This window comes from Pseudomonas rossensis (genome assembly GCF_039888995.1).
Lineage (GTDB): Bacteria > Pseudomonadota > Gammaproteobacteria > Pseudomonadales > Pseudomonadaceae > Aquipseudomonas > Aquipseudomonas rossensis.
The window spans coordinates 1-22582 of sequence record NZ_JBBWCB010000078.1; the positions used below are offsets into that span (position 1 = coordinate 1).

Below are 22582 nucleotides of genomic sequence, written 5' to 3' on the forward strand. Positions count from 1 at the left end.
ACCGCATTCAGCAACGTCGGCACGATAAACCCGGCACCGCCCGCCCCTGCGCTGACACTCTCAATCCAGTGATGAACCACCGGCACGCCGTGGGTGAGAATTCCGCCACCCACCAGGAACATCGCCGCCGTGCCGATCACCGACAGGCTTTTCATCATGTACGGCGCCGCACGCAGGATCCCGCTGCCAATGCTTTTGGCCATCTGTCCAGGCTTCTGAGTCAGCCACAAGCCGAGGTCGTCGAGTTTGACGATGCCGGCCACCAGGCCATACACGCCAATGGTCATGACGATGGCAATGCCCGAGAGGACGATGACTTGCTGGGTCAGCGGAGCATCCGCCACGGTGCCCAGGGTGATTGCGATGATTTCAGCAGAGAGAATGAAGTCGGTGCGGATGGCGCCTTTGATCTTGTCCTGCTCGAACGCCACCAGATCGACCGCCGGATCAGCCACGGCCTCAACCAGCTCTGCATGCTCGGCCTGGTCTTCAGCCTTGCTGTGCAGGAATTTATGGGCCAGTTTTTCGAAACCTTCGAAACACAGGTAAGCACCGCCGATCATCAACAACGGTGTGACCAGCCACGGAATGAATGCACTGATGGCCAAGGCCGACGGCACCAGGATCAGCTTGTTGAGAAAAGAGCCCTTGGCCACCGCCCACACCACCGGGAATTCCCGCTCGGCACGCACACCGGAAACCTGTTGGGCATTGAGCGCCAGATCGTCGCCGAGCACGCCAGCAGTCTTCTTGGCGGCCATTTTGGTCATCAACGCCACATCGTCGAGTACCGCGGCAATGTCATCGATCAGCAACAGCAAACTGCTTCCTGCCATGAATCAGGTTTCCTTCTTGAATGAATGCCGCGCAGCATAACGCGGTCGGGTGCCGCACGGGGCATTCTTGAGCGCCGCGCGAGGCCGGTGCTACCATGCGCAACCGCCAGAACAGGCAAGGAACCCCCTGGTTTATGAGCACTATCCGCGAGCGCAACAAACAACTGATCCTGCGTGCCGCCAGTGAAGAATTTGCCGACAAGGGCTTCGCTGCGACCAAAACCAGTGACATCGCAGCCAAGGCGGGATTGCCCAAGCCCAACGTCTACTACTACTTCAAATCCAAGGAAAACCTCTACCGCGAGGTCCTGGAAAGCATCATCGAACCGATTCTGCAGGCCTCGACACCGTTCAACGCCGACGGCGCGCCCAGTGAAGTGCTGAGCGGCTACATCCGCTCGAAAATCCGCATCTCCCGCGACCTGCCCTTTGCCTCCAAGGTTTTTGCCAGCGAAATCATGCACGGCGCCCCGCACCTGAGCGCCGATCTGGTTGAACGGCTCAACGGCCAGGCCAAGCACAACATCGACTGCATCCAGACCTGGATCGACCGCGGCCAGATCGCCCCGATCGACCCCAACCACCTGATGTTCAGCATCTGGGCCGCGACCCAGACCTATGCCGACTTCGACTGGCAGATTTCCGCGGTAACCGGAAAGGCCAAGCTCGATGAGGCCGATTATGAAGCGGCGGCGCAGACGATTATCCGGTTGATACTCAAGGGGTGTGAGCCTGACCGGTAGACCGAGTCGTCCCCATCGCCAGCAGGCTGGCTCCCACACTCGATCTCCAACACACCGAAGATCCCCTGTGGGAGCGGGCTTGCTCGCGAATGGGGCAACACGGTCCTCAGACTAAAGCCAAATGGCGTCCCACAGCGGATAGTCGCCAAGCTTCTCCACCAGTCCCGCCCGCAATGGGTTGGCGACAACATATCGGGCGAGCTTCACCAAATCCTCATCTCGCCGCAACGCATGATCATGAAAACTCTGCTGCCAAAGACTGCCCGTTCTACCCGTGACGGAATTGATTGTTCGAGTACTCAACGATTTGGTCTGGCACATCAATTGGCCCAGTGACCCTTTTTGCAATTGAATCAACCAATGAAAATGATCGGGCATGACCACAAAGGCCAAAGAGTCGGCAACCCCCTGATCCTGTGCTTGTTTGAATTGATGCACGACCATCCTGCCCAAGGTGTAATCCCTGAAAACAGGCTCTCGCTTGAGGGTGTTGGCAGTCAGAAGATAGATGCGATTTTGCTCGGCATAGCGGCCGATGCGCAGGCGATGCGAAGCTGACAGCTCAGGCATTCCTTTGCCTCTCTCATGGATGAATTCATGAAAAGGCTAGATCAGTGAACTGAAGACAGAGAGGCAGACTTTTAGCTGGATGTGTCCGGGAGATTGCCTTCGCGAGCAAGCCCGCTCCCACAGTGGTTTGGAGGTGTTCAGACATTTTGTGTCCACCATAATCCCAGTGTGTGTGGGGCTTGATGATCTTTATTTTGAAGGCATATTGAAAGACAGCTGAATTCCCACAGCTTTAGGCCATGCGATGCCCTACAGGAACACCGCGACCCGTTTTAGGCCAAGGGTTCTTTCCACTCAGTTCGGTCTCGGATCATGGCGTTCAGCCGTATCAGCAGCACGCGCATACAGGCGATGAGCGCTACTTTTGCGCATTTGCCCTTACGACGCAGTGCGTCATACCGCGCTTTGAACCCAGGCTGTCGCTGAATCACCACCCAGCACGCCATGTACATCGCGCGACGCGCAGCAAACCTGCCGCCGCTAATATGGCGCGGACCTTCATGCTTGCCGCTGTCATCGTTGTAGGGGGCTATGCCTGCCAGCGCTGCAATCTCGCGCCGTCCAACCTCGCCCAGCTCAGGCAAATAGGCCATTAAGCTGGCTGCCGTCACGAGTCCTATTCCCTTGACCGAGCACAAACGGGCTGTTTTATCACTGTCCAGGTCTTGGGCACTTTGACGGATCAACTTCTCTATCGACTTTATTGCTTGGCATAAATAGTCGATATGCCTCTGCAGACAGGGTTTTACCCGGTCTACAGAGGCTGTTTTGAGGCGCCGAATATCATCGCTTTGCTGCTGAACAAAGTTTTCACGCTGCTGTACCAGCGCACGCAAATTGTCCTGTTCAGGGCTGGTGATGCGGTTGCTTGGCGACTTTATGACTTCTGCAAACTGCGCGAGAAGTCGCGCATCTATCGGGTCGGTTTTAGCGTGCTGCCCCATCGCCTTGGCAAAGTTCTTGGCGCGACGAGGGTTGATCCGCAAGACTTCGAAGCCCGCGGCCTGAAGCGCTTTCATGGCCTCTCGCTCATAGCCGCCGGTGGCTTCCAGCAATACGCGGTTGACCTGGTAGCGCTTTAGCCAATCAATCAGCGCAAGGAAGTCACTGGCGGTATTGAGGTAACTCGCGCCAACGTCTTGCGGGTTAATCCGAACCTCAAGAGTATCTTTGGCAACGTCGATGCCTGCGCAGGAAAACATAGCTGAATCCTCTTACACTCAAAGGTGAGAGCACTCTGGCTGGGCACCACGCTTGTAAATGTTCGAGGTAGGCTCGTTCAACTGTTCGGGCTCAATAACCAGAGTGGAGAGGTGAATGGCAGCATGGGCTCCCACACGTGCTTTAAGCACTCCGGGCATTCAGCTTGCCATTCACCGCTCTCATCCTCAGTCTAATTCCTGCGCAAGACACAAGCGGGCTTGCTCGCGAAAGCGGTAGATCAATCAACAAAAATATTAGGCAGTCACCCCCGCATCCGCCCGCAACCCCAACGCCTCAATCGCGTTGATCGCACATTGCTCATCAACATCAGAAAGATCACCGCTAATACCAACAGCCCCCAGCACATTCCCTTCCTGATCCCGAATCAAAACGCCGCCCGGTGCCGGGACGACGCTGCCCTGCCCCAGACTATTCAAAGCGGCGATAAACGCCGGTCGTTGTTGTGCGTCCAACGCCAGCAGGCGTGAGCCTTTGCCCAGGGCGATGGCGCCCCAGGCTTTGCCGATGGCGATCTGCGGGCGCAGCAGGCTGGCGCCGTCTTCACGCTGCAGGGTGACCAAGTGTCCACCCGCATCCAGTACTGCGATGGTCAATGGAGCCGCGGAGATTGCACGCCCGGCGGAAATAGCCTGATTGGCCAGGTTGACTGCGACTTTCAAGGTTAAAGCGCTCATGGTGCCGTCCTCATTTTGTTATAGGGAAAGCTGCTGGACTGCTTTTTGTTCAGAAGTCCGATGCAACAAATAGAACACAATGAGTTATTTTTTTGTATACAATAATTTTCGAAAAGCGCCACATGCGACGAAAAGCCACAGTAGATCGGGCTTCCGACGAATGAAACGTCCGCTTGAGAAAATGGATTGACCTGCGCCGTCCGCCGTGAATACACTCTGCGCAAAGCCACTTGTATACAATTACAAAACGTAAGAGGCACAAAACAATGAGCAAAATGAGAGCAATCGAAGCCGCCGTTCTGGTGATGCGCCGTGAAGGGGTTGATACCGCTTTTGGCATCCCGGGCGCCGCGATCAACCCGCTGTACTCCGCCTTGCAGAAGGTCGGTGGCATCGATCACGTCCTCGCTCGCCACGTTGAAGGCGCCTCGCACATGGCCGAGGGCTACACCCGCACCAAGGCCGGCAACATCGGCGTGTGCATCGGCACTTCCGGCCCGGCCGGTACCGACATGGTCACCGGGCTCTACAGCGCCTCGGCCGACTCGATCCCGATTCTTTGCATTACCGGCCAGGCCCCCCGCGCCCGTATGCACAAGGAAGACTTCCAGGCGGTCGACATCACCTCGATCGTCAAGCCAGTGACCAAGTGGGCAACCACCGTCATGGAACCGGGCCAGGTGCCTTACGCGTTCCAGAAAGCCTTTTACGAAATGCGCTCCGGCCGTCCAGGCCCGGTGCTGATCGATCTGCCGTTCGACGTGCAGATGGCTGAAATCGAATTCGACATCGACGCCTACGAACCACTGCCGCTGGCCAAGCCAACCGCTAACCGCGTGCAAATCGAGAAGGCCCTGGCCATGCTCGATCAGGCCGAGCGTCCGTTGCTGGTGGCCGGTGGCGGCATCATCAATGCCGACGCCAGCGAATTGCTGGTGGAGTTCGCCGAGCTGACCGGTATCCCGGTGGTCCCGACCCTGATGGGCTGGGGCACCATTCCGGACGATCACCCGTTGATGGTCGGCATGGTCGGTCTGCAAACCTCGCACCGCTACGGCAACGCCACGATGCTCAAATCCGACCTGGTGCTGGGTGTCGGTAACCGCTGGGCCAACCGTCACACCGGTTCGATCGACGTTTACACCGAAGGCCGCAAATTCATTCACGTCGACATTGAACCGACCCAGATCGGTCGCGTGTTCACCCCGGACCTGGGCATCGTTTCCGACGCCGCTGCCGCGCTGACCGTGTTCATCGAAGTCGCTCGCGAATGGCAAGCCGCCGGCAAGCTGAAAAACCGCAGCGCCTGGCTGCAAGACTGCCAGCAGCGCAAAGCCAGCCTGCATCGCAAGACTCACTTCGACAACGTGCCGGTCAAACCGCAGCGCGTTTACGAAGAGATGAACCAGGTGTTCGGCAAGGACACGTGCTACGTCAGCACCATCGGTCTGTCGCAGATTGCCGGCGCGCAGTTCCTGCACGTCTACAAACCGCGTCACTGGATCAACTGCGGTCAGGCAGGTCCTCTGGGCTGGACCATTCCGGCAGCGCTGGGCGTGGTCAAGGCTGATCCGACCCGCAAGGTTGTGGCGTTGTCGGGCGACTATGACTTCCAGTTCATGATCGAAGAATTGGCGGTGGGCGCGCAGTTCAAGCTGCCGTACATCCACGTGGTGGTGAACAACTCCTACCTGGGGCTGATCCGTCAGGCTCAGCGCGGTTTTGACATGGACTACTGCGTGCAGCTGTCCTTCGATAACCTGAACGCTCCGGAACTCAACGGTTACGGCGTCGACCACGTCGCGGTCGCCGAAGGCCTGGGCTGCAAGGCGCTGCGTGTATTCGAACCGGGTCAGATCCAGCCTGCCCTGCGCAAGGCTCAGGAGCTGATCGAAGAGTTCAAGGTGCCGGTGATCGTCGAGATTATTCTGGAGCGTGTGACCAACATTTCCATGGGCACCGAGATCAACGCCGTCAACGAATTCGAAGACCTGGCGCTGGTCGGCAACGATGCGCCAACGGCGATTTCGTTGCTGGATTAAGTTGACCTGATACCTGTAGCAGCTGCCGAGGCACGAGGCTGCGTTGCGTGTCCGCAGGACCGCTCGGGGGCCGCTTCGCAGCCCAACGCAGCCTCGTACCTCGGCAGCTGCTACAGGCACCTATTTTTACAGGAGACCACCATGCCGCGTTTCGCAGCCAACCTGTCCATGCTGTTCACCGAGCAGGATTTTCTTGCCCGTTTTGAAGCTGCCGCCAAGGCCGGCTTCAGTGGTGTCGAATACCTGTTCCCTTACGACTTCAGCTCCGCCGAGATCAAAGCCAAGCTCGATGCCAATGGCTTGACCCAAGTGCTGTTCAACCTGCCGGCCGGTGACTGGGCCAAGGGCGAACGCGGTATCGCGTGCCTGCCGGACCGGATTGAAGAGTTCCGCGCCGGTGTCGACCTGGCGATTGCCTACGCGAAAGTGTTGGGCAACACCCAGGTCAACTGCCTGGCCGGTATTCGTCCACAAGGCGTCGACGATGCCACCGTGGAAAAAACCTTCGTCGCCAACCTCAAGTACGCCGCCGACAAGCTGCAAGCGACGGGCATCAAACTGGTGATGGAAGCGATCAACACCCGCGACATCCCGGGTTTCTACCTGAACAACACGGCGCAAGCCCTGTCGATTCGCGAACAGGTCGGCAGCGCCAATCTGTTCCTGCAATACGACATCTACCACATGCAAATCATGGAGGGCGACCTGGCCCGCACCATGGCTGCGCACCTGGGCGAGATCAATCACGTGCAATTGGCGGACAACCCAGGACGCAACGAACCGGGCACCGGTGAAATCAACTACCGCTTCCTGTTCGAACACCTGGACCGCATCGGTTATCAGGGTTGGGTTGGCTGTGAATACAAGCCGCTGACCACTACTGAAGCAGGTTTGGGCTGGTTGAAAACCCATAACGCAATCTAACCGAACATGACATCCCTGTAGGAGCTGCCGAAGGCTGCGATCTTTTGACTTTGCCTTTCAAGATCAAGATCGACAGATCGCAGCCTTCGGCAGCTCCTACAGAGGGCCACATAAAAAAAGAGGAATTTCTCATGGCTAAAATCGGATTTATCGGCACCGGCATCATGGGCCACCCAATGGCGTTGAACCTGCAGAAAGCCGGTCACAGCCTGTTCCTGTCGGCGCATCACGATCCCGCGCCGGCTGACCTGATTGCCGGTGGCGCCGTCGCCCTGGCGAACCCGAAAGAAGTCGCGCAAGAAGCCGAATTCATCATCGTCATGGTGCCGGATACTCCGCAGGTCGATGACGTGTTGTTCCGCGCCGACGGCGTTGCGGCCGGTGTCGGCAAAGGCAAAATCGTGATCGACATGAGCTCGATCTCACCGACCGCCACCAAAGCCTTCGCCGCCAAAATCAATGAAAAAGGCGCTCAGTACCTCGATGCGCCAGTGTCTGGCGGTGAAGTCGGCGCCAAGGCTGCGACCCTGAGCATCATGGTCGGCGGCGACGCTGACGCTTTTGAACGTGTTCTGCCGCTGTTCCAGGCGATGGGCAAGAACATTACCCTGGTCGGTGGCAACGGCGACGGTCAAACCGCGAAAGTGGCGAACCAGATCATCGTGGCGCTGAACATCCAGGCCGTGGCCGAAGCGCTGCTGTTTGCGTCGAAAAACGGTGCCGATCCAGCCAAGGTCCGTGAAGCGCTGATGGGCGGTTTCGCGTCCTCGAAAATCCTCGAGGTGCACGGTGAGCGCATGATCAAAGGCACCTTCGATCCAGGCTTCCGCATCAGCCTGCACCAGAAGGACCTGAACCTGGCCCTGGCGGGTGCTCGCGAGCTGGGCATCAACCTGCCGAACACCGCCAACACCCAACAAGTGTTCAGCACCTGCGCGGCCATCGGCGGCAGCAACTGGGACCACTCGGCACTGATCAAGGGCCTGGAACACATGGCGAATTTCTCGATTCGCGATAAATAAGCCCTGACACAAAACCCTGTGGGAGCGAGCCTGCTCGCGAAGAATTCACCGCGGTGTTCCTGACAAACCGCGGTGCCTGATTCGCGAGCAGGCTCGCTCCCACAGGAGATCGAGTCGCCCTCCAATAACAAGAAATCCGGGAGCCCGCCATGTCGGTCGATCCGCAACAATTCCTGCGCGAGCTGTTTGCCACAGCCATCGACGCGGCCCATCCGCAGCAAGTCCTCGAAGCCCATTTGCCCAAAGATCGCAGCGGTCGGGTAATCGTCATCGGCGCCGGCAAAGCCGCCGCGGCCATGGCCCAAGTGGTGGAGCGTTGCTGGCAGGGTGAAGTATCAGGTTTAGTGGTGACGCGTTACGGTCACGGCGCCCCGTGTGAAAAAATCGAAGTGGTTGAAGCCGCTCACCCGGTGCCAGATGCTGCCGGTCTGGCGGTCGCCAAACGCGTGTTGGAACTGGTCAGCAATCTGACTGAAGACGACCGTGTGATCTTCCTGCTCTCGGGCGGCGGCTCTGCCCTGCTGGCTTTGCCCGCGGCCGGCATCACCCTGGCCGACAAGCAGTCGATCAACAAAGCCCTGCTCAAATCCGGCGCCACCATTGGCGAGATGAATTGCGTACGCAAGCACCTCTCGGCGATCAAGGGCGGCCGCCTCGGCAAAGCCTGCTGGCCTGCCACTGTTTATACCTATGCGATTTCCGATGTACCGGGCGACCTCGCCACCGTCATCGCCTCCGGCCCCACCGTGGCCGACCCGAGCACCTCTGCCGAAGCCCTGGCGATCCTCAAGCGTTACGCCATTGAAGTCCCGGCCTCGGTGCGCAATTGGCTGCAGAGCCCGGAATCAGAGACGGTCAAACCCGGCGACCCTAGCCTGGCGCGCAGTCACTTCCAGCTGATCGCTCGTCCACAACAGTCGCTTGAAGCCGCTGCGGTGAAAGCGCGCCAGGCCGGTTTCAGCCCGCTGATCCTTGGCGACCTGGAGGGCGAATCCCGCGAAGTGGCCAAGGTTCACGCCGGTATCGCCCGTCAGGTCGTGCTGCACGGTCAGCCATTGGCGGCGCCCTGCGTAATCCTCTCGGGCGGTGAAACCACGGTCACCGTACGCGGCAATGGCCGTGGCGGGCGCAACGCCGAATTCCTGCTGAGCCTGACCGACAGCCTTAAAGGCCTGCCCGGCGTCTACGCGCTGGCTGGCGACACCGATGGCATCGATGGCTCCGAAGACAACGCCGGCGCAATCATGACCCCGGACAGTTACGCCCGCGCCGCCGCCCTCGGCCTGAGCGCCAGCGACGAGTTGGACAACAACAATGGCTACGGCTATTTCGAGGCGCTGGACGCGCTGATCGTCACTGAGCCGACCCGCACCAACGTCAACGACTTCCGTGCCATCCTGATTCTCGAGAGCCCTAAAAATGACGCCTGACAAGAAGGTTAAAATCCTCGCCACCCTCGGTCCTGCCACTAATGGGATCGACGACATCCGTGAGCTGGTGCAGGCCGGGGTCAACATCTTTCGCCTGAACTTCAGCCACGGTGATCACGCCGACCACGCTCAGCGCTATCAGTGGATTCGTGAAGTCGAGCGCCAGCTGAATTATCCGCTGGGCATTCTGATGGACCTGCAAGGCCCGAAACTGCGGGTCGGCAAGTTCGCCGAGGGCAAGGTGCAATTGCATCGCGGTCAGGCGCTGCGTCTGGATCTTGACCCGACGCCGGGTGATGAACGCCGGGTCAGCTTGCCTCACCCGGAAATCATCGCGGCGCTCGAACCGGGCATGGACCTGCTGCTGGACGATGGCAAGCTGCGTCTTCGCGTGGTGACAAAGTACTCCGACGCCATCGACACCACCGTGCTCAATGGCGGCGAACTGTCGGACCGCAAAGGCGTGAACGTACCGCAAGCGGTGCTGGAACTGAGCCCGCTGACCGCCAAGGATCGTCGCGATTTGAGCTTCGGTCTGGAGCTGGGTGTGGACTGGGTAGCGCTGTCGTTTGTGCAGCGTCCGGAAGACATCCGCGAGGCGCGCGAACTGATCGGCGACAAAGCGTTTTTGATGGCCAAGATCGAGAAGCCATCGGCGGTGACGCAACTGCGCGCGATCGCCGAATTGAGCGACGCGATCATGGTCGCTCGCGGTGACCTGGGCGTGGAAGTGCCGGCCGAAAGCGTGCCGCAGATTCAGAAAAACATCATCAGCATCTGCCGCGAACTCGGCAAACCAGTGGTGGTGGCGACCCAGATGCTGGAGTCGATGCGCTTCTCCCCTGCCCCGACCCGTGCCGAGGTGACCGATGTTGCCAACGCCGTGGCCGAAGGTGCGGATGCGGTGATGCTGTCGGCGGAAACCGCGTCCGGTGAGTACCCGCTGGAAGCCGTGCAGATGATGAGCAAGATCATTCGCCAGGTGGAAAACGGGCCGGACTATCAGGCGCAACTGGACGTGAGTCGGCCGAAGGCTGAGGCGACAGTTTCCGACGCGATCAGCTGCGCGATTCGTCGCATCAGCAATGTGCTGCCGGTGGCGGTGCTGGTGAATTACAGCGAGTCCGGCACCTCGAGTTTGCGTGCGGCACGGGAACGGCCAACGGTGCCGATTCTCAACCTGACGCCGAACCTGCAAACCGCTCGCCGGTTGACGGTGGCGTGGGGCGTGCACTCGGTAGTCAATGATCGGCTGCGGCAGGTGGATGAGGTGTGCTCGACGGCGCTGGAGATTGCCCAGGCGCAGGGCATGGCCAAGCGTGGCGACACCTTATTGATCACGGCGGGTGTGCCGTTTGGGCAGCCGGGGTCGACTAACTCACTGCGTATCGAAACATTGATTTAGCGTCTGTACCGGCCTCTTCGTCGGAACGCCGCCCGGAGCCGGCTCGCTCCCACAGTGGATGTGTGTAGTTCACACATCCATCAGCTGAACAAAGATTCAGTGTGGGAGTGAGCCTGCTCGCGATGCAGGCAACTCGGTCCCTTTGACACACAGATAAAAAATGCCTGCCAACCACTTCAACACCCACTGCCCCGACTGGGCCACTGCCCTGCTCAACGGCTTCAGCCAGATCTTTCTCCAGCGCCATCCGCTGTGCGGTCTGCTGTGCCTGTTGGCCATTCTTTTCACCGCGCCCGCCCTGCTCGGCGGTGCACTGCTGGGCGGTGTCGCCGGATTGCTCACCGCGCAACGACGCGGCTACGCCAAGGCCGATCGACAGGCCGGGCTCTTCAGTTACAACGGTGTTTTGCTCGGTTTGCTGCTGAGCCTCTACTTCCCCTGGTCAGCGATGTTACCGCCGCTGATCATTGCCGCTGGCGGACTGAGTGCGATGGTCACTCAACAGTGGCTCAAACGCGTCCGGGTCAGCCAATACCTGCCTGCCTATACGGCGCCCTTTGTGGGGCTGGGCTGGTTGCTGCTGTGCTTCGCCACGCCCTCGACAAATGCGCACTTGATCGAGATCAATACGCTGAACATGCTCGCCGCACCACTGAAAGGCCTCGGCCAGGTGATGTTCCTCGGTCATCCGCTGGCCGGTGCGATGATTGCCGTGGGTTTGCTGATCGCTGATCGCCGCGCATTCTGCTGGGCGTTGTTGGCGTCTGTCGCGGGCATGGGCTGGAGCATGCTGCATCACGACTTCTACACCGCATTGATCGGCCTCGGTGGCTATAACGCCGTACTCGCCGCCCTCGCCTTCAGCTCGCAGCACCAGAAGCCTTGGCTGCCGTGGCTACCGCTCATCGGTATTGCATCAGCGCTGTTGCTGACGCCGGTGTTTGCCGCCATCGGTCTGCCAACGCTGACCGCGCCGTTCATCCTCTCCTGCTGGCTGATCCGCACGGTTGTTCAAATGCTCGGCAAGACCACTGTCACCCGTACGCCTTGCACTCTGGAGGAGAATCAACCTAGGCTTCGCTGATTCTTGATTCAGGCGTTTTCCATGGACAGCAGCAAAAACTGGCGTGAAGAGCTTTACGTCATGGTTTTCCAGAGCGACACCAAGGCCGGTCAGCGCTTCGACGGCATCCTGCTGTTGATCATCCTCGCCAGCATTGTGATCGTGATGCTCGACAGCATCGATTCCATTCACCAGAACTACGCCAATGTGCTGGCGTACATCGAGTGGGGCTTCACGGTCATCTTCGCCATCGAATACGGCCTGCGTCTGTACTGCTCACCCAAGCCGTTGCGCTACGCGTTCAGCTTTTATGGGCTGGTGGATTTGCTGGCGATTGTGCCCGGCATTCTTGCGCTGTATTACGCCGATGCGCAGTACCTGCTGATAATCCGGATCATTCGGATGCTGCGGATTTTCCGCGTACTCAAGCTCAGCCCGTACCTCAAGCAAGCCAATTACTTGATGTCAGCGTTGCGCGGCAGCAAGCAGAAGATCGTGGTGTTTCTGGTCAGCGTCTGCACCCTGGTGACGGTGTTCGGTACGCTGATGTACGTGATCGAAGGCCCGGAGCACGGCTTCACCAGCATTCCCAAAGGCATCTATTGGGCTATCGTCACGCTGACCACCGTGGGCTTCGGCGACATCGTGCCGAAGACGCCGCTGGGTCAGGTAATTTCGTCCTTGGTGATGATCACTGGTTACTCGATCATCGCCGTGCCGACGGGGATTTTCACCGCCGAACTGGCCAACGCGATGCGCGGCGAACAACTGCAACATGACTGCCCTGTGTGCAAGAAAAACAACCACGAGCATGGGGCGGCGTTCTGCTCCCGATGCGGGAATGCGTTGTTTAATAAAATGGAATAAGTAAAGTACTTTTTTAATCTTTAAAGGACTATGCGAGCCCCGTTATAGTCGCTGGCAAAACGGTGGCAACACCTCTTTGATGACTGACAACTAACCCGTAGGAGCTGCCGCAGGCTGCGATCTTTTGATGTTGCTCTTATTCGAGATAATCGCGAAAAGATCAAAGTCAAAAGATCGCAGCCTGCGGCAGCTCCTACCAGAACAAGGACTGCGCAATGAAAAAACTCTTTGGCGCCTCAATTCTGGCCGCTGGTCTGGCTCTGTCCAGCGTGGCTCAGGCCGCACCGACCCTGCTTAACGTTTCCTACGACGTGATGCGCGATTTCTACAAGGACTACAACACTGCCTTCCAGAAACACTGGCAAGCCGAGCACAACGAAAACATCACCCTGCAGATGTCCTTCGGCGGCTCCAGCAAACAGGCGCGCTCGGTCATCGATGGCCTGCCGGCTGACGTCATCACCATGAACATGGCCACCGACATCAACGCCCTGGCGGACAACGGCAAACTGGTTCCGGACAACTGGGTCACCCGCCTGCCGAACAACAGCGCGCCGTTCACCTCGGCCACCGTGTTCATCGTCCGCAAAGGCAACCCGAAAGCCCTGAAAGACTGGCCCGACTTGCTCAAGGACGGCGTGCAGGTGATCGTGCCAAACCCGAAAACGTCGGGTAACGGCCGCTACACTTACCTCTCGGCCTGGGGTTATGTGCTGAAAAACGGTGGCGACGAAAGCAAAGCCAAAGACTTCGTCGGCAAGCTGTTCAAACAAGCGCCGGTCCTCGACACCGGTGGCCGCGCAGCCACCACAACCTTCATGACCAACCAGATTGGTGATGTGCTGGTGACCTTCGAAAACGAAGCGGAAATGATTGCCCGTGAGTTTGGTCGTGACCAATTTGAAGTGATCTACCCAAGTGTTTCCGCTGAAGCTGAGCCGCCGGTGTCGGTGGTCGATAAAACCGTCGACAAGAAAGGCACTCGCGCTGCTGCCGAGGAATACCTGAAGTACCTGTGGTCGCCGGAAGGTCAGGAGATTGCTGCGGCGAACTACCTGCGTCCGCGTGATCCGGCGGTGCTGGCCAAGTACACCGATCGTTTCCCGAAAGTGGATTTCCTGTCGGTAGAGAAGACCTTTGGTGACTGGCGAACTGTGCAGAAGACTCACTTCAATGATGGTGGGATTTTTGATCAGATCTACAGCGGTCAGTAACTCCTGAGCCCAATGAAAAAGGCGACCTGAGAAGGTCGCCTTTTTTGTGGCCGCGCGATGACCGATCGTTCCCACGCTCTGGTCTGCACCCCAAAAGTTGGACACAACTGATGGGGTGTTTCATGGGAAAGTACACGGTTCAAGCGAAGCTATTAGCGGTACAGGATTACTGCTCTGGCAAAGCGGGTTTTAGAGAGGTGGCGCATCGTCACGAAGTGGATTTTTCGCCGCGAACGCCGACGCGCATGCCCGGCGCGTCAGCAGCCTGGGCAAGACCTGCCGCGAACTAGCCGATCAAGGTAACAACTGAAGCGCCGCGAATCAGGTGACGGAACATCGCATTCATGGAAGTGCCTTCCGGTTATGAAACGTGAGGAGAGAACATAAGCACGCTATCGAACAGGATGTAAGTGAATGTATCATCGGACCTCAATGTTTTGACGCAAGGTTCCTCGATGGACATCACACACGTCCGTCACTCATTCCGCAACGGAATGATTGCTATCACTCCAAGCCCTCTTCTGCCCATTCCGATAGCCCTTTAGCCTGCGCGCATTCTCTTTTGCTCAGCGAGACCCGTTATGAACCCAGCGACCCAGGTGCCGCACGGCACCGCGACAATGACCCGAGGTATGGTGCTGCTATTCGCCTTCTGCTGCGGCGCCATCGTTGCCAACATCTACTACGCCCAACCGATTATCGGCCTGATCGCGCCGGACATCGGCCTGACCAGCACCATGGCCAGCCTGATCGTTTCGCTGACCCAGATCGGTTACGCGTTGGGGCTGTTCTTCCTGGTGCCGCTGGGTGATCTGCTGGAAAACCGCCGCTTGATGATCATCACCACCGTGGTGGCGATTGCCAGTCTGCTGGGCGCTGCGCTCACCGATCAGCCAAACGTGTTTTTGCTGATCTCGTTGCTGGTGGGTTTCAGTTCGGTGTCGGTTCAGATCCTGATTCCACTGGCTGCACATTTGGCACCGGAAGAGTCTCGTGGCCGTGTGGTCGGCGGGATCATGGGCGGTTTGCTGCTGGGGATTCTGTTGGCGCGGCCGGTGTCCAGCATGGTGGCTGACCATTTTGGCTGGCGTGCGATGTTTGTGATTGCAGCAGTGTTGATGGCGGCGATCAGCATGGTGTTGGCGCTGACGATTCCCAAGCGTCAGCCTGATCACAGCGCTTCTTACGGTCAGTTGCTGGGGTCTCTGTGGACCCTGTTGCGTCAACAACCAGTGTTGCGTCAGCGCGCGTTTTATCAGGGGTGCATGTTCGCCACCTTCAGCTTGTTCTGGACCGCCGTGCCGCTGGAACTGGCGCGCAATCATGGCTTGTCGCAAACCCAGATCGCGATCTTCGCCCTGGTCGGGGCCATCGGCGCCATCGCCGCCCCCATTGCCGGTCGACTGGCCGATGCCGGCCACACTCGCATTGCTTCACTGCTGGCCCTGCTGTTCGCCAGCCTGAGCTTCCTGCCCGCCTTCATCCACCCGGCCTACAGCGTCATCGGCCTCGCGGTCACCGGCGTGGTGCTCGACTTCTGCGTGCAGATGAACATGGTCCTCGGCCAACGCGCTGTCTACGCCCTCGATGCCAAAAGCCGCAGCCGCCTGAATGCGCTGTACATGACCAGCATCTTCATCGGTGGCGCGTTTGGTTCTTCGGTGGCCAGTGCGGTGTATGAACGCGGTGGCTGGTTGTGGATCGTGATTGTGGGCAGTGCGTTTCCGCTGTTGGCGTTGTTGCGGTTTTTGAGTGTTTCGGAGAAGCGTTCGTTGGCGACCGCGTAATCATTAAAAGCATCGCGGGCAAGGGTAGGCGCCCGCGAAGGCGATGGTCTCCATTTCACTCAGTGCCGAACCAACTTCTCCATCGCCGCATCCGCCAGAAAGGAAGAACGGCTTTTGACATTGTGCTCACGCACATATCGATCAATGCGCTGAATCACATAGCCGGGCAGCGTCACGTTGACCTTCTCGGTTTTTCCCATGTACGGCGCGATGTCCAGCTCCAGCATTCCCCAGCCCATGTCGGCAAAGTCCGGATTCCCACGGTGAGCAGCAGCAGATGTAGGCATGGGAATCGACTCCCCGTCTGCCGCAATCTCCTGAAGCATGATGTGGGCAATCTCGACCGCCGCGTTGTAGGCATCTTCAAACGTATCCCCGGCCGTTACGGCGCCTGGAATATCGGGGATCTGAATACCGATGGCGGTGTTCTCGTCGCCCCACTCGATACAGATTGGATATTGCATTATGGATCTCCTGCGTAACTGGCTCCCGGGCAATACAGCCCGGCTCGCCTCCTGATGCTTTTGACCGTCCCGATCGGCAAATCCTTTTTCGGATGAGGGACGGGTATCGTGTACGGGTTGTATCGGTGTTTGAAGAGGTGATGACTGCCGGCAATCCGATCCAGTGTCCAGCCAGCCTCCTCCAATTCCTTGATCAACAGCCTGCTCTGCACCAATAGCCTCCTTGCTCAGGCTCAAACAAAAGTAACCCTAGAGTTATCTTTACTCAAGCACAAAAATCCGGAACGCGACGCTCGGTTGTTTTACAGAGTGTGATTGCGGGCCGCTGCATTCTTCCCAAGAAGTGAAATACTTTCGCTCAGCCTGATCCGTCACGCCGAGGTCAACCCGGATTACACTCAGCTTCCTGAGCCTGACGCGATGCTGGATGCGATTCGCGGCTGAACCGATCAAATGCCGCCTGACCCGCGGCATGTTCTTTCAAGGAGTGTGCAATGACCCGACGTACCTTTCTCATCACCGGCGCCAGCAAAGGCATCGGCCGCGCGGTCGCCGAGCACCTGGACCGCGCGGGTCATCAGGTGGTCGGGATTGCCCGATCGCCCGACCTGACGTTCCCCGGCATTCTGTTTCCGCTGGATCTGAGCGACAGAGCACTGACTCAGGAAGTGCTGGCGGATCTGGCCAGGACCTATGAGTTCGACGGGCTGGTGAATAACGTCGGTCTGGTGCGCCCGCAGGTGCTGGGGGAAATCGACCTCGACACGTTCGACGACGTGATGCGGGTCAACCTGCATTCGGCGTTGCAGGCCACTCAGGCATTGCTGCCGAACATGCGCGCCAAGGCCTGGGGTCGGGTGGTGAACATTTCCAGCCTGACCGTGCTGGGAATCACGCAGCGCACTGCGTACGCGGCGGCCAAAGCGGCGTTGATCAGCTTCACGCGATCCTGGGCGCTGGAACTGGCGCAAACCGGCGTGACGGTGAACGCCGTGGCACCTGGCCCGACCGAAACCGAACTGTTTCGCGCCAACAATCCACCGGGCAGCGAAGGTGAAGCGCGGTATCTGGCCGGTGTGCCGATGGGGCGGTTGGGGCAACCGCAGGAGATCGCGGCGGCGATTGCGTTTTTGTTGTCCGAACAGAGCGGGTTTATCACCGGGCAAACCTTGTTTGTCGACGGCGGCGCCTCAATCGGCAAATCTGCGTTCTAACCAACAACCCAAATCCCCTGTGGGAGCGAGCTGGCTCCGGGCGGCGTTCCGACGAAAGCGGCGTATCAGTCGACATCAATGGTGAATGTCAGTCCGTCTTCGTCGGAACGCCGCCCGGAGCCGGCTCGCTCCCACATTCTGATCTTCACAAGGACCGTAGATGGACCGCCTTGCCGCAATGGAAACCTTCGCCTACGTGGTGGAAACCGGTTCCTTTTTCGCCGCTGCCCGGCGCTTGAATATCGGCCTACCTGCCCGGCAGACCTCTGCAAACATCAGGCAGTCGTCTACACCTTGGGTGGGGGTGCCAGTTGGCAGTTCCGCAACGGGACAGATGACCAGTCAGTCATCATCAGCGGGCGAATCCGTGTCAACGCCGCCGAAGGTCTGCGTGCAGCCGTGCTCGCCCATCAAGGGCTGACCATGGCATCCGAATGGATGTTTGCACCGGAACTGGCCAACGGTGCGGTCAGTCCTTTGATCGCCGTTTCAGTTTACTGCCCGAATTGCCGTCCCAACCCGCCCGGAACGCCTTGGATGTCTGTCTCTTCCCATGGCCCGTTCGGGCTGATCGACCGGCTCCAGCCGTTGTTCCAGCGATAGTACGTGCGCTGGCGGTAGAAGGTGTTGGTCTGATCATCGAGTACGTACACGCCGAGCTTGGCGTCCCAATGGCTGTTGCCACCCGGCGGCGGCGCGAAGCTGGCGGAGGTGCGTGGCAGCGGTTTGGCGGGCTTGGCCGGAATGCTCGGCTTGCCCGGCGTCGGTGTCGGGGACGGCGTCGGACGCGGCTGCGACGGCGGGATCGGTGGCAGCCGTTCAGGCTGCTGCGGTTGGACCACGCAAGCGCTTAACCCCAAAACCATACTGAGCAGGGTGATACGAGCGATGGCGGTCATAGTGGCGTTTCCTGTCATTTGTCCGGGCTGTCGATGGTCAGTGTTTGCTGCGCAGTGGTGCTGCTGGCCAGAGGCTGGCTGCGACCGATCCATTCGCCGGCAGTCGGTTGGCCGGCGCGGGAGATGCGTGCAACCAGTTGGACTTCAGGGAAGTTCGACAGTTTCAACTGCGGCATCATTGCGTCGGCGTCGCCCAGCTCGACGGTCGCCGGCAAGTCGGCCACGGTCAGGCGCTTGGCGGCCAATGGTGCCGGTGGGCCTGAGGTGGCGCGGGCGAAGATGAATACGCTGTCGCCCGGCTGGACCTTGGCTTTCAGGTCTGGCGCCAGATCCACACGCACCTTGAGCAGCGCCGCGACCTTGGCGGCGGGCGCCTGGGCTACCTTGCCGCCGCTGGCGACAAGTTTCTCGGTGGCCCGGGTGATCCCGCCTTGCAGCGCGGCACGGGAACTGTCTTCCGGCGGCAGTTGCGCCAGTAAACGATTCCAGTAGTCGATGGCGTCCTGAAAGCGCTCGCTTTCGAAGGCGGCGATGCCGAGCAGACCAAGGCTGGTGACTTCTTTCGGATCGGCTTTCAGCGCTTCGTCAGTCAAGGCCTGGACCTTGTCCGACCACTTCTTGCCGTCGGCGAAGTACTGGGCCTGCGCCCATTGGCCCAACAGTTCCGGCTGACGACCGGCCACGTTCACCGTGCGTTCGAAGATCTTCGCCGCGTCGCCAGGACGGTCCTGGGCCATGTAAGTGCGACCGAGGAAGTACAGGCCTTCAGCCGAATCCGGCTGAGCCGCGACCGCACGCTCCAGGCGACGGGTCATCTCATCCATCGACTGTGGCGCCTGGGCAAATTCGCGGGTCAGTTCGACCTTGTCGCTGGCACCAAAATGCAGGTACAGGCCAAGACCCAGCACCGGCACCAGAATCGCCGCCAGCAAGGGCCACGGTTTGCCCAGGCGGGACACGCGTGGCGTCTCGACGCCTTCAGTGTCGGCGAGCAATTCACGGGCGGCTTCGGCGCGACCGGTGTCCATTTGCGCGGCATCGAGAACGCCCTCTTCCTGCTGAGTCTGCAACTCAGCCACGCGTTCCTGATACAGCGCGACGTTCAGGGCCGTACGATCCTCTTCAAGCTGGGCGCGACGGCCACGCAGAACGGGGATCAGCAGAAAACTCAGGGCAACCAGAAGTAGCAGACCTGCAGCGAGCCAGAAATCAATCATTCTTGGTTTTATCCAACAGGTGGTCGAGGCGCTCACGCTCCTCGGCAGAGAGCTCATCCTTGGTGTCAGCGCGTTGCACGCGACGACGGCGGACGATCACGGCGATGATCACAAAACCGCCCAGCAGCAGGCCGGCAGGGCCGAACCAGAGCACAGCAGTCTTGGCGTTCAGAGCAGGTTTGTAGCGGACGAAATCACCGTAGCGGTCGACCATGAAATCGATGATCTGCTGATTGTCCTTGCCCTCGCCGAGCATGCGAAAAATCTCTTTGCGCAGGTCGGCGGCGATCGGTGCGTTGGAATCGGCAATGTCCTGATTCTGACACTTGGGGCAACGCAGCTCTTTGGTCAGCTCGCGAAAACGCTCGCGATCACCTTCTTTGGCGAACTCGTAGGTGTCGATGGCCGCGTGCGCCACGCCGGCCATGCTCAAACCCAATACCGCAGCGGCTATCCAGCGCTTCATGGCTTGGCCTCATCAACCAGCGCCTGATACTTGGCCGCCAGTTTTTCGCGCCAGACCTGTTCGTCGATCACGCCAACGAACTTGTCGCGGATGATGCCCTTGGCGTCGATGAAGAAGGTTTCCGGAGCGCCGTACACGCCGAGGTTCAGACCCAATGTGCCTGCGTCGTCACGGATATCCAGCTGGTACGGATTGTGGAATTCGTCCAGCCACTTCAAGGCATCAGCATTGACGTCCTTGTAGTTGATGCCGTAAATCACCACGCCCTGTTTGGCCAGTTTGTTCAGCACCGGGTGCTCGACCCGGCAGGAAATGCACCAGGTGCCCCAGACGTTGACCAGTGCCGGTTTGCCCAGAATGTCGGCCTTGGTCAGGGTCTTGTCGCCCTGCACGGCCGGCAGGGAAAACTCCGGGAACGGCTTGTTGATCATCGCCGAGGGCAACTCGGCCGGGTTCAGGAACAGACCGCGATAAAGGAAAACAGCCACCACCAGGAAAATCACCAAGGGCAACAGCATCAACCAACGTCTCATGCTGTGGCTCCCGTCATGCCCAGTGCTTCACGCACACGGCTGTTCACCTTGACCCGGTAACGGCGATCGAATGCCGCCAGCAACCCGCCCAAACCGGTGAGCAGACCACCGAACCAGATCCAGCGTACGAACGGTTTGACGTGGACGCGAACGGCCCAGGCGCCATCGCCCAACGGTTCGCCGAGTGCGACATAGAGGTCGCGGGTGAAACCGGCGTCGATCCCGGCTTCGGTCATCACCGAGTTCTGCACGGTGTAGAGGCGTTTTTCCGGGTGCAGCACGCTGACTTCCTTGCCGTTGCGGATCACCCGAACGGTGCCCTTGTCGGAGGTGAAGTTCGGGCCTTCGAAATGCTTGGCGCCTTCGAATACGAACTGGTAACCGCCCAGATCCATGGACTCACCCGGCGCCAGACGCAGGTCGCGCTCGGCACTGTTCTGGCTCGACAGCACGACGCCGAGGGCACACACGGCGATGCCGAGGTGAGCGACCTGCATGCCCCAATAACTGCGGGTCAGGGTCGGCAGGCCTTTGATCAGGCCTTTGTGGCGAGTCTTGTCGAAGATGTCACGCACACCGGCCAGTAATACCCAGGCGGCGAGCATGAACGTGGCAATCACTGCCCAATTGAAATCGCCGTAAGCGACGCCAGCCACCACGGCCAGCGCGGCGCTGCCGAGCAATACCGGGGTCAGCATGCTCAACAGCCATTTGACCGGGGTGTCTTTCCAGCGCACCAGCATGCCGACCGCCATCACCATCATCAGCAAGGCCATCAACGGAATGAACAGTGCGTTGAAGTACGGCGGGCCGACCGACAGCTTGGCGCCGGTCATCGCATCGAGAATCAGCGGATACAACGTGCCCAGCAGAATCATCGACGCCGCCACCACCAGCACCAGGTTGTTACCCAGCAGCAGGGTTTCCCGGGACCAGAGGTTGAAGCCCACGTGGCTCTTCACCACGGGAGCGCGCAGGGCAAACAGCGTCAGCGAACCACCGACCACGAACAGCAGGAAAATCAGAATGAATACGCCGCGTTCAGGGTCGGACGCAAAGGCGTGAACCGAGGTCAGCACCCCGGAACGCACGAGGAAGGTCCCCAGCAAGCTCAGCGAGAACGCGGCGATGGCCAGCAACACGGTCCAGCTCTTGAACACGCCACGTTTTTCCGTGACCGCCAAGGAGTGAATCAGCGCCGTCCCTACCAGCCAAGGCATGAACGAGGCGTTTTCCACCGGGTCCCAGAACCACCAGCCGCCCCAGCCGAGTTCGTAGTACGCCCACCATGAACCGAGGGTGATGCCGATACCGAGGAAGGCCCAGGCGACGATGGTCCACGGACGGGACCAGCGCGCCCACGCGGCATCAAGACGACCGCCCAGCAGCGCAGCGATGGCGAAAGCGAACGCCACGGAGAAACCGACATAGCCCATGTACAGCATCGGCGGGTGAACGATCAGGCCGATGTCTTGCAGCAAGGGATTGAGGTCACGACCGTCCGCAGGAATCTGCGGCAGGATTCGTGCAAACGGGTTGGACGTGAGGATCAGGAACAGCAGGAAACCCGTGCTGATCATGCCCATCACCGCCAGCACGCGAGCCAGCATCACTTGCGGCAATTGTCGGGAGAACACCGACACCGCGAAGGTCCAGCCGCCGAGGATCAGGGCCCAGAGCAGCAACGACCCTTCGTGAGCGCCCCACACCGCGCTGAACTTGTAGTACCACGGCAACGCGCTGTTGGAGTTGCTGGCAACGTAGGCGACGGAGAAATCGTCGGCCATGAAGGCGTAAGTCAGGCAACCGAAGGAGAACAGCAGAAAAGCAAACTGGCCCCAAGCCGCTGGTTGAGCGAGGCTCATCCACAAGCGGTCACCGCGCCAGGCGCCGAGCAACGGCACCACGGCCTGAACCAGCGCGAAACACAGCGCCAGAATCATGGCCAGGTGGCCGAGTTCAGGAATATAGAGTCCGGACGTCATCGA

General features: G+C 59.5%; 22 protein-coding genes and 1 pseudogene. 12 read left to right on the plus strand and 11 right to left on the minus strand.

The window, feature by feature from the left end:
• Positions 1-836, minus strand: an 836-nt coding sequence (locus tag WLY71_RS19610; protein WP_347804864.1) for a DUF808 domain-containing protein, incomplete at its 3' end; no start/stop codon positions are given.
• A 134-nt stretch (positions 837-970) separates the two neighbouring features.
• Between WLY71_RS19610 and WLY71_RS19615 the strand changes: the two genes are divergently transcribed.
• Complete coding sequence (locus WLY71_RS19615) at positions 971-1579, plus strand: TetR/AcrR family transcriptional regulator (RefSeq protein ID WP_347804865.1); 609 nt, start codon at positions 971-973, stop codon at positions 1577-1579.
• A 111-nt stretch (positions 1580-1690) separates the two neighbouring features.
• Here the strand turns inward: WLY71_RS19615 and WLY71_RS19620 are convergent, their stop codons facing one another.
• The 3 genes from WLY71_RS19620 to WLY71_RS19630 all read right to left on the minus strand — a co-directional run bounded on the left by WLY71_RS19620 (position 1691) and on the right by WLY71_RS19630 (position 4047).
• Positions 1691-2149, minus strand: coding sequence for an REP-associated tyrosine transposase (locus tag WLY71_RS19620; protein WP_347804866.1), 459 nt, complete (start codon positions 2147-2149; stop codon positions 1691-1693).
• Between the two features lie 272 nt (positions 2150-2421).
• Complete coding sequence (locus WLY71_RS19625; protein ID WP_347804867.1) at positions 2422-3351, minus strand: IS110 family transposase; 930 nt, start codon at positions 3349-3351, stop codon at positions 2422-2424.
• A 255-nt stretch (positions 3352-3606) separates the two neighbouring features.
• Positions 3607-4047 (minus strand): GlcG/HbpS family heme-binding protein, encoded by a 441-nt coding sequence (locus WLY71_RS19630; RefSeq protein ID WP_149629130.1) that lies wholly within the window; start codon positions 4045-4047, stop codon positions 3607-3609.
• A gap of 266 nt (positions 4048-4313) precedes the next feature.
• Between WLY71_RS19630 and gcl the strand changes: the two genes are divergently transcribed.
• The 9 genes from gcl (at position 4314) to WLY71_RS19675 (ending at position 15801) form a co-directional block, all read left to right on the plus strand.
• Positions 4314-6089, plus strand: a complete 1776-nt coding sequence (gene gcl / locus WLY71_RS19635; protein ID WP_347804868.1) for a glyoxylate carboligase — start codon at positions 4314-4316, stop codon at positions 6087-6089.
• Positions 6090-6230: 141 nt separating this feature from the next.
• Positions 6231-7013, plus strand: coding sequence for a hydroxypyruvate isomerase (hyi, locus tag WLY71_RS19640; protein WP_347804869.1), 783 nt, complete (start codon positions 6231-6233; stop codon positions 7011-7013).
• 131 nt (positions 7014-7144) lie between these two features.
• Entirely contained in the window at positions 7145-8035 is an 891-nt protein-coding gene (locus WLY71_RS19645) for a 2-hydroxy-3-oxopropionate reductase (protein WP_347804870.1), read from the plus strand.
• Between the two features lie 149 nt (positions 8036-8184).
• Positions 8185-9465, plus strand: a complete 1281-nt coding sequence (locus tag WLY71_RS19650) for a glycerate kinase type-2 family protein (RefSeq protein WP_347804871.1) — start codon at positions 8185-8187, stop codon at positions 9463-9465.
• Positions 9455-10870, plus strand: a complete 1416-nt coding sequence (gene pyk / locus WLY71_RS19655; protein ID WP_347804872.1) for a pyruvate kinase — start codon at positions 9455-9457, stop codon at positions 10868-10870. The genes WLY71_RS19650 and pyk overlap by 11 nt, the downstream gene beginning before the upstream one ends.
• Before the next feature lie 160 nt (positions 10871-11030).
• Positions 11031-11954 (plus strand): urea transporter, encoded by a 924-nt coding sequence (locus tag WLY71_RS19660; protein WP_347804873.1) that lies wholly within the window; start codon positions 11031-11033, stop codon positions 11952-11954.
• 21 nt (positions 11955-11975) lie between these two features.
• Complete coding sequence (locus WLY71_RS19665; RefSeq protein ID WP_347804874.1) at positions 11976-12800, plus strand: ion transporter; 825 nt, start codon at positions 11976-11978, stop codon at positions 12798-12800.
• 215 nt (positions 12801-13015) lie between these two features.
• Positions 13016-14014: a sulfate ABC transporter substrate-binding protein gene (locus tag WLY71_RS19670; protein WP_347804875.1), complete on the plus strand. Its 999-nt coding sequence runs from the start codon at positions 13016-13018 to the stop codon at positions 14012-14014.
• 581 nt (positions 14015-14595) lie between these two features.
• Positions 14596-15801, plus strand: a complete 1206-nt coding sequence (locus WLY71_RS19675; RefSeq protein WP_347804876.1) for an MFS transporter — start codon at positions 14596-14598, stop codon at positions 15799-15801.
• A 59-nt stretch (positions 15802-15860) separates the two neighbouring features.
• On the opposite strand, the gene WLY71_RS19680 is transcribed toward WLY71_RS19675, so the two are convergent.
• Positions 15861-16265: a type II toxin-antitoxin system HicB family antitoxin gene (locus WLY71_RS19680; protein WP_056742059.1), complete on the minus strand. Its 405-nt coding sequence runs from the start codon at positions 16263-16265 to the stop codon at positions 15861-15863.
• Positions 16265-16477: a type II toxin-antitoxin system HicA family toxin gene (locus WLY71_RS19685; protein WP_033056032.1), complete on the minus strand. Its 213-nt coding sequence runs from the start codon at positions 16475-16477 to the stop codon at positions 16265-16267. The genes WLY71_RS19680 and WLY71_RS19685 overlap by 1 nt, the downstream gene beginning before the upstream one ends.
• 282 nt (positions 16478-16759) lie before the next feature.
• On the opposite strand from WLY71_RS19685, the gene WLY71_RS19690 reads away from it, so the two are divergent.
• On the plus strand, positions 16760-17479 hold the full coding sequence (locus tag WLY71_RS19690; protein ID WP_347804877.1) for an SDR family oxidoreductase: 720 nt from the start codon (positions 16760-16762) through the stop codon (positions 17477-17479).
• Between the two features lie 246 nt (positions 17480-17725).
• A pseudogene (locus WLY71_RS19695) lies at positions 17726-17950 on the plus strand (LysR substrate-binding domain-containing protein); the annotation flags it as partial.
• Between the two features lie 23 nt (positions 17951-17973).
• Here the strand turns inward: WLY71_RS19695 and WLY71_RS19700 are convergent.
• From WLY71_RS19700 to WLY71_RS19720, 5 genes are read right to left on the minus strand one after another with little or no spacing between them, the layout of a single operon-like run.
• Positions 17974-18378 carry a hypothetical protein gene (locus WLY71_RS19700; protein ID WP_283183588.1) on the minus strand — a complete coding sequence of 135 codons (405 nt, stop codon included), beginning with the start codon at positions 18376-18378 and terminating at the stop codon, positions 17974-17976.
• 14 nt (positions 18379-18392) lie between these two features.
• The gene (gene ccmI, locus WLY71_RS19705) at positions 18393-19595 is read right to left on the minus strand and encodes a c-type cytochrome biogenesis protein CcmI (protein ID WP_347804878.1); all 1203 of its coding nucleotides are present in this window, start codon (positions 19593-19595) and stop codon (positions 18393-18395) included.
• On the minus strand, positions 19588-20061 hold the full coding sequence (locus tag WLY71_RS19710) for a cytochrome c-type biogenesis protein (protein ID WP_008145552.1): 474 nt from the start codon (positions 20059-20061) through the stop codon (positions 19588-19590). The genes ccmI and WLY71_RS19710 overlap by 8 nt, the downstream gene beginning before the upstream one ends.
• On the minus strand, positions 20058-20594 hold the full coding sequence (locus WLY71_RS19715) for a DsbE family thiol:disulfide interchange protein (RefSeq protein ID WP_347804879.1): 537 nt from the start codon (positions 20592-20594) through the stop codon (positions 20058-20060). The genes WLY71_RS19710 and WLY71_RS19715 overlap by 4 nt, the downstream gene beginning before the upstream one ends.
• A complete protein-coding gene (locus WLY71_RS19720; RefSeq protein ID WP_347804880.1) occupies positions 20591-22579 on the minus strand; it encodes a heme lyase CcmF/NrfE family subunit in 1989 nt (662 codons plus the stop codon). The genes WLY71_RS19715 and WLY71_RS19720 overlap by 4 nt, the downstream gene beginning before the upstream one ends.
• Between the last annotated feature and the right edge of the window lie 3 nt (positions 22580-22582).